This is a genomic window from Paracoccus spongiarum (genome assembly GCF_030732095.1).
In the GTDB taxonomy this organism is placed as follows: domain Bacteria; phylum Pseudomonadota; class Alphaproteobacteria; order Rhodobacterales; family Rhodobacteraceae; genus Paracoccus; species Paracoccus spongiarum.
In genome coordinates this window covers 169,051-183,279 of sequence record NZ_JAVAMQ010000004.1, presented here as the reverse complement: position 1 = coordinate 183,279, position 14,229 = coordinate 169,051, and the positions used below count along the sequence as shown (strand labels likewise).

Sequence of the window (14,229 nt, the reverse complement as noted above, 5' to 3'; positions counted from 1 at the left end):
GCGCACAACCGCCGCCTCAGACCTCGAACTTCAGGCGTCGCGCCTGCAGGAACTTGCCGGTCGCCTGCAACGCCGCCAGGACATCGTCGCCGATCGCCTCGTCCAGATACAGGATCGCGATGGCATCGTCATCGCTGGCGGACCGGCCAAGGGTGAAGTTGGCGATGTTCACCCCCAGATCGCCCAGCGTCATCCCCAGCGCGCCGATCACGCCGGGCACGTCCTTGTTGCGCGTATACAGCATGTGTTCGCCGATCTCGGCATCGACATTGATCCCGCGGATCTGGATGAAGCGCGGCTTGCCGTCGCTGAACACGGTGCCGGCGATGGACCGCTCGCGCTGCGCCGTCACCACGGTCAGCTTGACATAGCCCTCATAGACGCCGCCCTTGTCCTGGGTCGTCGTGGCCACCTGGATGCCGCGCTCCTTCGCGATCACCGGCGCCGAGACCATGTTCACATCCGGGTTGGTCGCCTGCATCACCCCGGCAATGACCGAGGCGTTCAGCGCGTTCAGGTTCATCGTCGCGGCAACGCCGTCATACAGCACGTTGATCGCCTTGATCGGCTCGTCGGTCATCTGTCCCACGAAGGCGCCCAGATGCCCGGCCAGCTTGATCCACGGCCCCATCGTCGCCGCCTCCTCGGCGGTCACCGACGGCATGTTCAGCGCGTTCTGCACGGCGCCGGTCAGCAGATAGTCCGACATCTGCTCGGCCACCTGCAGGGCCACGTTCTCCTGCGCCTCGGTGGTCGAGGCGCCCAGATGCGGCGTCACCACGACATTCGGCAGGTTGAACAGCGGGCTGTCGGTCGCCGGCTCGACAGCGAACACGTCGAAGGCCGCCCCAGCCACGCGGCCATCCGTCAGCGCCTCGGCCAGCGCCGCCTCGTCGACCAGCCCGCCCCGCGCGCAGTTGATGATCCTGACACCCCTCTTCAATTTCGCGATGGCCTCGCGCGACAGGATGTTGCGGGTCTTGTCGGTCAGAGGCACGTGGAAGGTGATGAAATCCGACTTGCCCAGCAGATCGTCCAGCTCGACCTTGGTGACGCCGATCTCGCGGGCGCGATCCTCGGACAGGAAGGGATCATAGGCCAGCACGCGCATATGCAGCCCCAGCGCCCGGTCGATCACGATCGAGCCGATATTGCCCGCGCCGATCACGCCCAATGTCTTGTTGAACAGCTCGACCCCCATGAAGCGGTTCTTCTCCCATTTGCCGGCATGGGTCGAGACGCTGGCCTCGGGCAGCTGCCGCGCCACCGCGAACATCATCGCGATGGCATGTTCGGCGGTGGTGACGCTGTTGCCGAAGGGCGTGTTCATCACGATCACGCCCTTCTTGCTGGCGGCGGGGATGTCGACATTGTCGACGCCGATCCCGGCCCGCCCGACGACCTTCAGCCGGGCCGCCTTCTCCAGCAGCTTCTCGGTCACCTTGGTGGCCGAGCGGATGGCAAGCCCGTCATACTCGGCGATCACCTCGGCCAGCCTCTCCTTGTCCTTGCCCAGATCGGGCAGGTAGTCCACCTCGACGCCGCGATCGCGAAAGATCTGGACGGCGGTTTCGGACAGCTTGTCCGAGACGAGAACCTTCGGCATGTCGTTCTTCCTCATGTGACGCACCCGGGGCCGCGCCTCGCAGGTGCCGTGATCATCTTCTGTGCGGAAATATCCTCGGGGGTCCGGGGGCAGACGGCCCCCGGCGGTCGCGGGACGCAAGACTATTGCGCGGCCAGTTCGGCGCGATAGGCCCATTCGATCCACGGCATCAGCGCCGCGACATCCGCCGTCTCCACGGTCGAGCCGCACCAGATCCGCAAGCCGGCGGGCGCATCGCGATAGGCCCCGGCATCCAGCGCGACGCCCTGCTGTTCCAGCCGCTTCGCGACGGCCTTGGCGAAGGCCGCACCGTCGCGGATCCCGGGGTCGGTGAATTTCAGGCAGACCGAGGTGGTCGACCCGGTCGCCGGGTCCTCGGCCAGGTCCGCGATCCAGTCCTTGCCGGCGATGAAGTCGCGCACCGCGCGGGCATTCGCGTCTGCACGCGCGATCAGCGCCGGCAGCCCGCCAAGCCCCTGCGCCCAATTCAAGGCCACGAGGTAATCCTCGACCGCCAGCATGGAGGGGGTGTTGATCGTCTCGCCCCTGAAGATGCCCTCGATCAGCTTGCCGCCCTTGGTCAGCCGGAAGATCTTCGGAAGCGGGCGGTCGGGGGTAAAGCTTTCCAGCCGCTCGACCGCGCGGGGGCCCAGGATCAGCACCCCATGCGCGCCCTCGCCGCCCAGGACCTTCTGCCAGCTGAAGGTCACCACATCCAGCCTATCCCAGGGCAGGTCCATCGCAAAGGCCGCGCTGGTCGCGTCGCAGATCGTCAGGCCGGCGCGATCGGCCGGGATCGCCCCGCCATCGGGCAGCCGCACACCCGAGGTGGTGCCATTCCAGGTAAAGACGACATCGCGGTCGAAATCGACCTCGGCCAGATCGACGATCCTGCCGTAATCGGCCTTGCGCACCGTGGCATCCAGCTTCAGCTGCTTGACGGCGTCGGTGACCCATCCCTCGCCAAAGCTTTCCCAGGCCAGCATCTCGACCGGCCGGGCGCCCAGCATGGTCCACATCGCCATCTCGACCGCGCCGGTATCCGAACCGGGCACGATACCGATGCGATAATCGTCCGGCACGCCGAGGACCTCGCGGGTCAGGTCGATCGCCTCGGCCAGCTTCGACTTGCCCACAGCGGCGCGATGCGACCGCCCCAGCGGGGCGTCGGCCAGCATGTCCAGCGAATATCCGGGAATCTTGGCGCAGGGGCCCGAGGAAAAGCGCGGATTTTCCGGCCGCGCGGCCGGGATCGTCGGATCAGTCATGTGACTCAGCCTTCCAGCTAAAAGCCCTTCGTTGGGGAAGGGTGTCCCGGCGCCGCACATACGCGCCCCGCGCGCCCCGCGCAACGAAAAAATCGGCCCGCCTCACCGGCGGCGGGGCGTTGCGGCTGCGACAGAATTGCCGCAGCGCATCGCGTCGCGCGCGGTGGCCCGTGGCGGATGATTGCCTGACCCCGGGCGTCCGACTAAGGTGCGTCCGACAGGAAACGCGCCGCGACGAACCATCAGAAAGCCTGCCGATGACCTATTGCGTCGGACTGAAACTCAATGCCGGGCTGGTGCTACTGTCCGACACACGCACCAATGCCGGCCTCGACAACATCGCCTGCTATCGCAAGATGTTCTTCTTCGAGACCCCGGGCGAACGGGTCATCGCGATCATGACCGCGGGCTCGCTGTCGGTCACCCAGACCACGCTGGCGCGGCTGGACGAGGCCAACGAGGACGAGATGGCCGACGAGACCACCTCCATCCTGAAGGCGCCGACCATGCTGCAGGTCGCCTCGATCATCGGCGACACGCTGTCGCGCACGCGGCGCGAGATCGCCGACCAGTGCCGCGAGCTGCGCCAGCAGGCCTCGGCCAGCATGATCGTCGCCGGCCAGCGGCGCGGCGGCGACATGCGGATGTTCCTGATCTACCCGGAAGGCAATTTCATCGAGGCGACCGAGGACACCCCCTTCCTGCAGATCGGCGAACACAAATACGGCAAGCCGATCCTCGACCGGGTGGTGACGCCCGCCACCAGCCTTGCCGACGCGCAGAAGGCGGTGCTGCTGTCGATGGATTCGACGCTGCGCTCGAACCTGTCGGTGGGCATGCCGCTGGACCTCGCCATCATCGAGAAGGACGCCTGCAAGGTGGGCGCACGCCGCCGCATCCTGGAAGGCGATCCGGACTTCATGCAGATGAGCGCCGAGTGGTCCGCCGCCCTGCGCGACAGCTTCGTCAAGGTCACCATCTAGGCCGCCCGTTTCGCCCCTGCTTGCGCGATCCCCGTTGATGATCCGCACTCCACCGCGCTAGACCGGACGAGGCAGCATCAGGGGGGACATGCCGATGACCGAACAGCCGGGCCGCAGCACGCGGATCACGCCCGAAGAGGCGCTGGCCTATCACATGGAGCCGCGACCGGGCAAATACGACATCGTCGCCTCGACGCCGATGACGACCCAGCGCGACCTGTCGCTGGCCTACAGCCCCGGCGTTGCGGTGCCGGTCCAGGCCATCGCCGACCGCCCCGAGACCGCCTATGACTACACCACCAAGGGCAACATGGTCGCCGTCATCTCGAACGGCACCGCAATCCTCGGCATGGGCAATCTGGGCGCGCTGGCCAGCAAGCCGGTGATGGAGGGCAAGGCGGTGCTGTTCAAGCGCTTTGCCGACGTGAACGCCATCGACCTGGAACTGGCCACCGAGGATGCCGACGAATTCATCAGCGCCGTCCGGCTGATGGGCCCGACCTTCGGGGGCATCAACCTGGAAGACATCAAGGCGCCGGAATGCTTCATCATCGAGCAGCGCCTGAAAGAGATGATGGACATTCCGGTGTTCCACGACGACCAGCACGGGACGGCGGTGATCTGTGCCGCCGGCCTGCTGAACGCGCTGGAGCTGTCGGGCAAGAAGATCGAGGATGTGCGCATCGTGCTGAACGGCGCGGGCGCGGCGGGCATCGCCTGCCTCGAGCTGCTGAAATCCATGGGCGCGCGGCACGAGAACTGCATCATGTGCGACACCAAGGGCGTCATCTACCAGGGCCGCACGGAGGGCATGAACCAGTGGAAATCGGCCCATGCCGTCGTCACCGAGGCCCGCACGCTGGAGGACGCGATGCGCGGCGCCGACGTCTTCCTGGGGGTTTCCGCCAAGGGTGCCGTCACGCAGGCGATGGTGCAGTCGATGGCCGACAACCCGGTGATCTTCGCAATGGCCAACCCCGACCCGGAAATCACCCCCGAGGATGCCCATGCCGTGCGCCCCGACGCCATCGTGGCGACCGGCCGCAGCGACTATCCGAACCAGGTCAACAACGTGCTGGGCTTTCCCTACCTGTTCCGGGGCGCGCTGGACATCCATGCCCGTGCCATCAATGACGAGATGAAGATCGCCTGCGCCCGCGCGCTGGCCGAACTGGCCCGCGAGGACGTGCCCGACGAGGTCGCCATCGCCTATGGCCGCAAGCTGATCTTCGGGCGCGACTACATCATCCCGACGCCCTTCGATCCGCGGCTGATCCATGTGGTGCCCCCCGCCGTCGCCCGCGCCGGCATGGATACCGGCGTCGCCCGCCGGCCGATCATCGACATGGAGGGCTATGTCCAGACCCTGAAGGCGCGGATGGATCCGACCGCCGCGATCCTGCAGGGCATCCATGCCCGCGCGCGACAGAAGCAGGCGCGGATGATCTTTGCCGAGGGCGACGACCCGCGCGTGCTGCGCGCCGCCGTGGCCTGGCAGCGCGGCGGCATGGGCCAGGCGCTGGTGGTGGGCCGCGAGGCCGAGGTCAAGGCCGAGCTGGAGCAGCTGGGCCTGGGCGATGCCTATCGCGAGATCAGCGTCGTGAACGCCGCGAACAACCGCCATCTCGAGGCCTATCACGAGTTCCTGTATCAGCGCCTGCAACGCAAAGGGGTGGACCGCGAGGACGCGCACAAGCTGGCCAATCGCGACCGGCATGTGTTCGCCGCGCTGATGCTGGCGCATGGGCATGGCGACGGGCTGGTGACGGGCGCCACGCGCAAGAACGCGCCGGTGCTGGCGCAGATCGGGCAGGTCTTCGACGTGCGCCCTCAGGATGGCGCGGTCGGCGTCACGGCAGTTCTGCATCGCGGCCGCATCGTGCTGATCGGCGACACGCTGGTGCATGAATGGCCCGAAGCCGAGGACCTGGCCGACATCGCGACCCGCGCGGCGGCCGTGGCCCGCGGCCTGGGGCTTGAGCCGCGGGTGGCCTTCCTGTCCTTCTCGAATTTCGGCTATCCGGTCAGCGAACGCGCGATCAAGATGGCCGAGGCGCCGAAGGTCCTGGATGCCCGCGGGGTCGATTTCGAGTACGAGGGCGAGATGACCGTCGACGTGGCGCTGAACGCCGAGGCGGCGGCGCGGTACCCGTTCAGCCGCCTGACCGGACCGGCGAACGTGCTGGTCGTGCCGGCGCGACATTCGGCCTCGATCTCGGTCAAGCTGCTGCAGGAAATGGCCGGCGCCACGGTCATCGGCCCGATCCTCACCGGCGTGTCGCAGCCGATCCAGATCTGCTCGACCACCTCGACGGTGAACGACATCCTGAACATGGCCGCCATCTCGGCGGGCGGGCTCGGTTCGGCCCGCTGACCCCCGGCGCACGCCGCGCCGCCGTGCGGGCAGTCGTGCCCGGTCGTGACGCGATTGTGATGCAGCCTGCCGCCGGTCGGCTGCATCCGTCCTGCCCGCGCCTGCGTGGCTTGCGCGCGGGCCACGGCAGGGCGTCCGCGGCAGGGGCGGCCGAAACCGCCCCGCCGCAACTCTCCTGACCGGACCGCGAGGACTGCCGCAGCGGCGCATCCCCGCGCGGGCGCGGCCAACACGCATGTGCAACAGGAGAGATTGATGCCGAGAAGAACCGACACCACCATCGCCGGCCTTGCCATTGCCAACCCCGACCTTGCCGTCCTCCTGCGCCTGTCGCAGGCCGTGGACGACGCGATCCCCTCGGCGGGGCTGGTCGCGGCCCTCGCCGGGGCCGACCCGCTGACAGTGTTCGCGCCGGTGAATTCGGCCTTTGCCGCGCTGGCCCGCGACCTGGGCCATACCGGCAGCTCGGACAATGATGCCGTGGCCGATTTCCTGCTGGCGGCGGTCGGCCCTGCAACACTGAACCAGGTGATCCTGTACCATGTGCTGCCGGGCGCGCAGTCCTCGGGCGACATTTCCGGCCAGGCAACGCTGGCCACGCTGCAGGGCGCAACCATCGCGACCGAACTGCCGGTGCTGCGCGACAACGAGCCGGACCTCCTGGATCCCTCGCTGATCGCCACGGATATCCGCGCCTCGAACGGGGTGGTGCATCTGATCGACCGGGTGCTGCTGCCCATCGACCTGCCGGGCAATGACGCGCCCAGCATTGCCGGGATCGTGGCCGCCAGCGGCACGGGCTTCGATCGCAACGGCGCCGATTTCGACATCCTGCTGACCGCCGCGCAAACGGCGGGGCTGGTCGGCGCGCTGGACGACGCCGGCGCCGATCTGACCGTCTTTGCGCCCGATGACGATGCCTTCATGGCGCTGGCTGCCACATTGGGCTTCGAGGGCAAGGGCGAGGCCGAGGCCTGGGGCTATCTGGTCGATGCGCTGACGCTGCTCAGCAAGGGGGCCAGCCCGGTGCCGCTGCTGACCGACATCCTCAGCTATCACATCGCACCGCAATCGCTGCAATCCAGCCAGGTTCTGGCCAGCGACAGCATCGCCACGCTGCTGGGGCCCGATCTGGGCGTGGACGGCACCCGGCTGGTGGATGCCGATCCCTCGGTCGCCGATCCGTCGATCACGGCGGTGGATCTGCTGGCCAGCAACGGCATCGTGCATGTGATCGACGGGGTGCTGCTGCCCGCGGATCTGCCGGATTCCGGCAAGGGCGTCGATTTCGTCATCGGCGGCGAGGGGCGCGACAAGGCGTGGCTGGGGCGGGGCGACGACTGGTTCCTCGGCAAGGCCGGCAACGACCGGGTGGTGGCCGGATCGGGCGCCGATGTCGTGCTGGGCGGCGCGGGCGGCGACCTGTTGTTCGGCCGGGACGGCACCGACCACCTGGACGGCGGCGCGGATGCGGACCTGCTGTCGGGCGGCGGCGGCAACGACAGCGTGGCCGGCGGCGCGGGCGACGACCGCATCTATGGCGGCACGGGCGATGACAGCATCAGCGGCGGCAGCGGCAACGATACGATCTGGGGCGGCAGCGGCGCGGATGTGTTTGCCTTCGGCCCGTCCGAGGGGCGGGACATCGTCGCCGGTTTCAGCCGCGGCCAGGATCGCATCGACCTGACGGGCTATGGCTTCGACAGCTTCGACGACCTTCAGGACAACATCTCGACCAGTTGGTTCGGCCGGTCGGTCATCCAGCTGGAGGATGCGCGCATCACCGTCTATCACGGCTGGTTCTCGCAGCTGGGCGAGGACAACTTCATCCTCTGACCCGCGGATGCGGGGCGTCCGGCCGACCGGGCGCCCTTGACAGCAGGTCCGGCCGTCGCCAATTTCCTATCGAAATAATCAGGAATTGGTGATGGAAGACCAGATCACGGCGACGGGGCGCCATGCCACCCCCCATGCGCGCAAATACATGACCCAGCTGTGCAAGCATTTCGCCCACAAGATCCCCGCCAGCACCGAGGGCGAGACCGGCGAGATTTGCTTCGACATCGGCACCGCACGCCTGCAGGCCGGCGATGATCTGCTGTCGGTGCGGCTGACCGGCACCTCGCCCGAGGCGCTGACGCGGATGCAGGGCATCCTTGACAGCCACCTGCAACGCTTTGCCTTCCGCGAGGCGTTCGCGGGCATCGACTGGCAGACCGGCGCCGCCTGACGCCTGACGCCTAACACCGCGCGATCATCCTGGCATAGGCAATATTGCCTTGGCAATCTTGCGAATGGCAGGGGCCACGAGGCCGTTGCATAGTGCCTGCGTCGGCAGGCCGAAGGCCCCGGCGAGCATTTGAATGTCACGATTGCGCACGCCGCGATTGCTGTCCGGGTCAGACGGAAGGATGGCGGTTCAGGCGGAACCTTTACGACTGAAAGCCTTTTCAGCGTCGCCGGGGCGTCGCGCATGCGCGCGGGTTCCGGCGGCTTTTTTGTCGGCTGCGCCGCGCCCGCCCGGAGGCCCGTGTCACAGGTTGCTGCGTCGGGCCAGGTCGATCAGTTCGACGACCGAGCCGACCTCCAGCTTTTCCAGGATCCGCGCGCGGTGATGATCGACGGTGCGCGGGCTGATCTCGAGATGGCGGCCGATCTCCTTGCTGGACACCTCGCCCGGATGGCTGAGGATATGGGCGACGATCTCGCTTTCGCGGGGCGTCAGCCGGGCAAAGCGGGCGCCGACTTCGCGGGCGGCCTGGTCGCTTTGATGCAGCCTCCGGGCGATCTGCAGCGCCTCGCTGATCCGCTCCAGCAGATCGGCCTGACGGAACGGCTTCTCCAGGAAATCCACCGCGCCGGCCTTCATCGCCTGCACTGATTCCGGAACCCCGCCATGGCCGGTGATGAAGATGATGGGGATCTGGCGCCCCTCGGCGGTGAGTTGCGCCTGAAGTTCCAGCCCGCTCATCCCCGGCATGCCGTGATCGAGGATCAGGCAGCCCGCCACGCCGTCCTCATATGCGGCCAGGAACTCGGCCGCCGAGGCGTAGGCGCGCACGTCATGGCCACGCAGTCGCAGTGCCCGGGACAGAGATGTGCGGATCGCCGGGTCGTCATCGACCAGGAAGATCGTCGATCTGCCGTCCTGCGTCATCCTCGTTGCGTCCTCGGCGCGCGGGGCCGTTCCTGACGCGCCGCCGCCCCGCATCGGTTGCGACGGCCCGCCGGTCGGGTCGTGTCCACCCCGGTCATGGCCTCACGCGACCACGTCCGGCCCGTCGAGGTAAGCGAGATCGACCGGCAGCGTAAAGCGGAAACGCGCACCCTCGCGATGGCAACGGTCCAGCACCAGCGTGCCGCCATTCGCCTCGACCATCGAGCGGCAGATCGAAAGCCCCAGCCCCATGCCGTTCGGCTTTGTGGTCTCGAACTGGGCGAACAGGTTGATGTCGGCGCGCACGCCCGGGCCGCTGTCCTCGACATCAACCTGCACCAGCGCCCCGAACCGCAGCGCCCGGACCACGATCCGGCGCCGGTCCGGCGGCATCGCCGCCAGCGCCTCGATCGCGTTGCGCAGCAGGTTGACGAAGACCTGCGCGATCTGCACGCGATTGGCGCGGACCGGCGGCAGGGCGGGCAGGTCCGATGCGATCGCCACCCCGGCCTCGGTCGCCTCGGCCTGCACCAGCCGCCGGGCCTGCGCCAGCAGATCGCCCAGATCGAAGGTGGTCATCTGCGTCGTGTCCTTGCCGATGAAGCCGCGCAGCGCCCGGATGATCTCGCCCGCGCGCAGCGACTGCTGCTCGATCTCGGCCAGGATCTGGCGCAGTTCGGGCGCGCCCTGACGCGCCTTGTCCATGATCAGCATCCCGGCATCGGCGTTCTGCGCGATGGCGGCAAGGGGCTGGTTCAGCTCATGCGCCAGCCCGGCGGCCATCTGCCCCATCGTGTTGCCGCGCGCCAGATGCGACAGGTCGCGGTTCAACCGGGCGATCTCGGTCTCCTGCGCCTTGGTCTCGGTGATGTCGTCCAGCGTCAGCACCGCATGCAGTGCCTTGCCGTTGTGGTCGCGGATCAGGATCGCGTTGACCGACAGGCTGACGATCGCGCCATCCTTGCGCCGGATCCGGGCCTCGTGATTGGTCGCAAAGGCGTCCTCGGCGCCCAGTCGGGCGACCGGAAACAGCGGCGCGTCCTCGGACGGGACCAGGTCGGCATAGCGCATCGCCAGCAATTCGGGCGCGCCGTATCCGGTGATCTGGCACAGCCGCGCATTGACCTTCAGGAACCGCCCCGATCCCGGTTCGATCTGCGCCATCGCGCGCGAGGACAGGTCGAAGGTCTGCCCGTATTCACGCTCGGCCTTCTTGCGGGCGACGATCTGCTGGACGAGCGAGGCATTGGCCTCGGAAAGCTCGCGATAGGTGCGCGGCAGCGGTTCTGCCGGATCGGCCTCGCCCTGCGAGATCAGCGCGGCGCGCACCGCGAAGGCGCGCACCGGACGATATATATAGCGCGCCAGCATCAGCCCGCCCAGCCCGGTGATGACCGCGACCGACAGCGCGATCCAGATGTTCACGCTGCGGTTGCGCTTGATCGCGCCGATGAAATCGTCCTGGGGCGCATAGACGGCAATCGTCCACGGCATCTCGCCGCTGATGGCGGGCAGAACGTTGGCGACATAGGGGCGATCATCGAAGGTGAACTCGGAAAACACCTCGCCCGCCACCGGCAGCGGCACGCCATTGCCGATCCCCGAGAACGCCGCCCGCGCGATCGGATCGCCGAATTCGGTGATGCCCGTGAAGCGCAGCGTGCCGTCGCTGTTGCGGCTCTTGATCAGCGACTGGTCGGGATGGGCGATCACGTCGCCATTGTGGTTGATGATCAGGGCCCGCCCGCTGTTGCCGACCCGAAGCATCGACAGGAACCGCGAGATGCTGGCGATCTCGATATCGACGCCGACCACGCCGCGGATGCCGCCGCGATTGTCGGGAACCGGCGCCGCCAGCGTGATGCCGGGCTGCTGCGACGAGAAGAAGATGTAGGGATCGGTCCAGATCGTGCCCATCTCGGCGCGCGCCCGCACATACCAGGGCCGGGTGCGCGGGTCGAACATGTCGGCCGGATCAAGGCTGCGCTCGATCACGCGGAACTCCTCGTCGCGCCAGATGAACTCGACCTTGCGGGCGCCTTCGCCGGTCGAGATGAGCTTGGACCGGAAGGGGCCGGGGCCGCCGCTGCGCATCACATAGACGAAATTGCCATCCTCATCGCCGAAATAGAGGCCCGAGAATTGCGGCGTGATGCGCAGCTGCTCGAACAGGAACTGCTCCAGCAGGGTCTGGTCCTCGCTGACGACGATGCGATGCTGGGCCAGACGGGCTGCCAGCTCGGCCGCGCCGCGCGCGGGGTTCAGGAAGCCCTTGGCATGTTCCGCGGTATTGGTGCCGACATCGCTCAGCAGGCTGCGGGCGTGGTCCAGAAGCGCGCGTTCCGAGGTGATATAGGAGGAAAAGACGACCGCGAGGATCGCGATCAGCTGAAGGCCCGCCAGGCCAAGGGCAAGCGATGCGGCAAGCGAGTTTCTCATCGGGCGCCATGTGATATGCGTCTGCGCGACGTTGCCGTGAAAATTGCCGCGACTGCAAGCGAGCTGGCGGCGGAAGACGCCAGATGCCCGACAGGAGGCCCCCATGAAGATCATCTTCGACGACCGCCAGCGTGGCCATGACCCGCAATTCCGGCTGGTGGATGGCAGGGTGGTGCAGAACCCCGACCGCCCCGATCGCATCGACCGCCTGCTTCAGGGCGCGGCCGAGGCAGGGCTGCACCACGATCCGGCGCGGGATTTCGGCATGGCGCCGCTGGCCGCGATCCATACGCCGCGCTATCTGGATTATCTGTCGGGTGTGTTCGCGCGGCGCAGCGCGATGGTGCCCGGGCTGGCCGAAGTGGTGCCCAGCCGCTTCTGCCCGGACCGCGGCGGCCATTACAGCGATCACGTCGAGGCGCAGATCGGATTTCACAACGCCGACACCTCCTGCCCGGTCTCGGCCGGCAGCTGGCCGGCAATCTACTGGTCGGCGCAGACCGCGATCAGCGGCGCGGCGCGGATCCTTGCCGGGGATCGCGCCTGCTATGCGCTGTCGCGCCCCTCGGGCCACCACGCCGACCGCGAACTGGCGGGCGGGTTCTGCTTTCTCAACAACAGCGCGATCGCGGCAGAATACCTGCGCGCGCAGGGCCACCGCCTGGCGATCCTGGACATCGACGTGCATCACGGCAACGGCACGCAGGCGATCTTCTACGACCGCAGCGACGTGATGACCCTGTCGCTGCATGTCGATCCGGCGCAGTTCTATCCGTTCCACGCGGGCGGCGCGCAGGAATGCGGCACCGGGCGCGGGCTGGGCTACAACCTGAACCTGCCGCTGCCGCGCGGCACCGGCGACGAGGCCTATCTGGCCGCGCTTGACCGGGCGCTTGCGCATCTGCGCGCCTTCGGGGCCAGCGTGGTGGTCGTGGCGCTAGGCCTCGATGCGCATGAGGGCGATCCTTTCCAGGCGATGACGATCACGACCCCGGGCTTCGCCCGCATCGCCGGCCGCATCGCCGGGCTGGGGCTGCCGGTCCTCAGCGTGCAGGAGGGCGGCTATCTGCAGCCGGCACTGGGCGCGAACCTTGCCAGCTATCTGCGCGCCTTCGCCTAGCCTGGGCCCGCGCCTGCCACCCCGCCGGACATCGCGTCAGACCGCGCCGCCGATGGCCGCCAGCGCGGCGGGCGCATTTGCGGCCAGATCCGCCAGGATCGCCTGCACCGGCACGCCGAAATTCTCGCGCCGGACCGTGACGCCCATCAGGTCGAATTCCGGCACCGACAGCGGTTGCGAGCCGACATGCAGCGCCGCCACCGCCCAGCTGTCGTCGAAGACCGGCGCCCCCGACGAGCCGCGGTTCGTGTCGGTCAGGTAGGCCAGCATGTCGTTGTTGCCCAGCACCACGAAATTGTTGCGAAAGCCAAGGCGCATCGGCCGGCCCATCGGATGCTGAAGCAGGTTCACCCGGTCGCCGATCTTCTGCTGCCCCGTCTTGCGGATCGGATGGCGCCGCAGGCCCAGCGCCGGGCGTTGCGCCAGCTCGTCCGGCACCCGAAACAGCGCGTAGTCCAGCGTCTTGTCCGCATGAATCAGGCTGCCCGGCCCCAGAACCAGCCCGGGGCGTTCATCGGCCTCGTCCCGGAAATCTGCGATCAGCCGCGCCGTCTCGGCCTGCAGGCGGAGATCGCCGGGCGCGGCGTCCGGCTCGGTCCCGGTGCGGGCGTTGAGGACATGGTGGTTGGTGATGCCGATGCCGGGGCGGAACATCCAGGCCGTCCCGCTGCTGGCATCCGGCGTATCGCCGCTGGTGAAGGAGGCCGCGCCATCGAAATGGCGCTGCACCACGATCTTGAAGACCGACCCGGCGGCTGCCAGCCCGCCCGCGAGGAAATTGACCGACAGGGTGGTGTCCAATTCGCCGATGACCGCCTCGGGCGCGACCTCGGCACCGGCAAGCGAGGGCATCGCGGCGGCAAGCCGCGCCATCGCGGTGGGCTGGGCCGGAACCGCCGCGGCGGCCGCCGATCCTGCCGCCGCGTTCGCCCCGGCGGGCGCCGGCCTGCGCGCCACGACCTGCGCGGCCATGTCCTCGAACAGGTCCCGCTGGGCGGCATCGGCGGCATAATCGGCCGCCTGCGCCAGCACCAGCCGCATCGGCACCTCGCCGCCGCGCAGGTTCACGACAAGGTTCATCGCCCGCAGGATCTGGTCGATCTGCATGGCCGGGGGCAGGCCCGGATTGCCGGGCAGCAGGGCGCGATAGCCCGCCGGCAGCACTGACAGCAGGGCGCGGAACGCCTCGGGCGAAAAGAGATCGGCGGCGATCAGCGCGTCGCGGACGCGGATCAGTTCCGCCGCATCGAGATAGCCGTTCCACGCCATGACCGTGCCTCCC

The 14,229-nt window shown here is 68.2% G+C and carries 10 protein-coding genes; 5 read left to right on the top strand and 5 right to left on the bottom strand.

What is annotated here, in order from left to right:
* Positions 1-16: 16 nt before the first annotated feature.
* Together serA and Q5Y72_RS06180 are read right to left on the bottom strand one after the other, a co-directional pair.
* Entirely contained in the window at positions 17-1,606 is a 1,590-nt protein-coding gene (gene serA / locus Q5Y72_RS06185; RefSeq protein ID WP_305962522.1) for a phosphoglycerate dehydrogenase, read from the bottom strand.
* A 122-nt stretch (positions 1,607-1,728) separates the two neighbouring features.
* Positions 1,729-2,874 carry a phosphoserine transaminase gene (locus tag Q5Y72_RS06180; RefSeq protein ID WP_305962521.1) on the bottom strand — a complete coding sequence of 382 codons (1,146 nt, stop codon included), beginning with the start codon at positions 2,872-2,874 and terminating at the stop codon, positions 1,729-1,731.
* A 257-nt stretch (positions 2,875-3,131) separates the two neighbouring features.
* On the opposite strand from Q5Y72_RS06180, the gene Q5Y72_RS06175 reads away from it, so the two are divergent.
* From Q5Y72_RS06175 to Q5Y72_RS06160, 4 genes are all read left to right on the top strand, one after another.
* Positions 3,132-3,857: a proteasome-type protease gene (locus tag Q5Y72_RS06175; RefSeq protein ID WP_305962520.1), complete on the top strand. Its 726-nt coding sequence runs from the start codon at positions 3,132-3,134 to the stop codon at positions 3,855-3,857.
* A 94-nt stretch (positions 3,858-3,951) separates the two neighbouring features.
* Positions 3,952-6,231 (top strand): NADP-dependent malic enzyme, encoded by a 2,280-nt coding sequence (locus tag Q5Y72_RS06170; RefSeq protein WP_305962519.1) that lies wholly within the window; start codon positions 3,952-3,954, stop codon positions 6,229-6,231.
* Positions 6,232-6,486: 255 nt separating this feature from the next.
* Positions 6,487-8,067, top strand: coding sequence for a fasciclin domain-containing protein (locus tag Q5Y72_RS06165; protein WP_305962518.1), 1,581 nt, complete (start codon positions 6,487-6,489; stop codon positions 8,065-8,067).
* A 91-nt stretch (positions 8,068-8,158) separates the two neighbouring features.
* Complete coding sequence (locus Q5Y72_RS06160) at positions 8,159-8,461, top strand: DUF2218 domain-containing protein (protein WP_305962517.1); 303 nt, start codon at positions 8,159-8,161, stop codon at positions 8,459-8,461.
* Positions 8,462-8,764: 303 nt separating this feature from the next.
* On the opposite strand, the gene Q5Y72_RS06155 is transcribed toward Q5Y72_RS06160, so the two are convergent.
* Together Q5Y72_RS06155 and Q5Y72_RS06150 are read right to left on the bottom strand one after the other, a co-directional pair.
* On the bottom strand, positions 8,765-9,388 hold the full coding sequence (locus tag Q5Y72_RS06155; RefSeq protein ID WP_305962516.1) for a response regulator transcription factor: 624 nt from the start codon (positions 9,386-9,388) through the stop codon (positions 8,765-8,767).
* Between the two features lie 102 nt (positions 9,389-9,490).
* Positions 9,491-11,827 (bottom strand): sensor histidine kinase, encoded by a 2,337-nt coding sequence (locus tag Q5Y72_RS06150; RefSeq protein WP_305962515.1) that lies wholly within the window; start codon positions 11,825-11,827, stop codon positions 9,491-9,493.
* A 103-nt stretch (positions 11,828-11,930) separates the two neighbouring features.
* On the opposite strand from Q5Y72_RS06150, the gene Q5Y72_RS06145 reads away from it, so the two are divergent.
* Positions 11,931-12,947: a histone deacetylase family protein gene (locus Q5Y72_RS06145; RefSeq protein WP_305962514.1), complete on the top strand. Its 1,017-nt coding sequence runs from the start codon at positions 11,931-11,933 to the stop codon at positions 12,945-12,947.
* Between the two features lie 36 nt (positions 12,948-12,983).
* Here the strand turns inward: Q5Y72_RS06145 and Q5Y72_RS06140 are convergent, their stop codons facing one another.
* Positions 12,984-14,216 (bottom strand): trypsin-like peptidase domain-containing protein, encoded by a 1,233-nt coding sequence (locus Q5Y72_RS06140; RefSeq protein ID WP_305962513.1) that lies wholly within the window; start codon positions 14,214-14,216, stop codon positions 12,984-12,986.
* Positions 14,217-14,229: the final 13 nt, after the last annotated feature.

What these genes read in the sequence shown, in the direction of transcription:
- serA (WP_305962522.1), bottom strand. Translation starts at nt 1,606, where the DNA reads ATGCCGAAGGTTCTCGTCTCGGACAAGCTGTCCGAAACCGCCGTCCAG.
- Q5Y72_RS06180 (WP_305962521.1), bottom strand. Translation starts at nt 2,874, where the DNA reads ATGACTGATCCGACGATCCCGGCCGCGCGGCCGGAAAATCCGCGCTTT.
- Q5Y72_RS06175 (WP_305962520.1), top strand. Translation starts at nt 3,132, where the DNA reads ATGACCTATTGCGTCGGACTGAAACTCAATGCCGGGCTGGTGCTACTG.
- Q5Y72_RS06170 (WP_305962519.1), top strand. Translation starts at nt 3,952, where the DNA reads ATGACCGAACAGCCGGGCCGCAGCACGCGGATCACGCCCGAAGAGGCG.
- Q5Y72_RS06165 (WP_305962518.1), top strand. Translation starts at nt 6,487, where the DNA reads ATGCCGAGAAGAACCGACACCACCATCGCCGGCCTTGCCATTGCCAAC.
- Q5Y72_RS06160 (WP_305962517.1), top strand. Translation starts at nt 8,159, where the DNA reads ATGGAAGACCAGATCACGGCGACGGGGCGCCATGCCACCCCCCATGCG.
- Q5Y72_RS06155 (WP_305962516.1), bottom strand. Translation starts at nt 9,388, where the DNA reads ATGACGCAGGACGGCAGATCGACGATCTTCCTGGTCGATGACGACCCG.
- Q5Y72_RS06150 (WP_305962515.1), bottom strand. Translation starts at nt 11,827, where the DNA reads ATGAGAAACTCGCTTGCCGCATCGCTTGCCCTTGGCCTGGCGGGCCTT.
- Q5Y72_RS06145 (WP_305962514.1), top strand. Translation starts at nt 11,931, where the DNA reads ATGAAGATCATCTTCGACGACCGCCAGCGTGGCCATGACCCGCAATTC.
- Q5Y72_RS06140 (WP_305962513.1), bottom strand. Translation starts at nt 14,216, where the DNA reads ATGGCGTGGAACGGCTATCTCGATGCGGCGGAACTGATCCGCGTCCGC.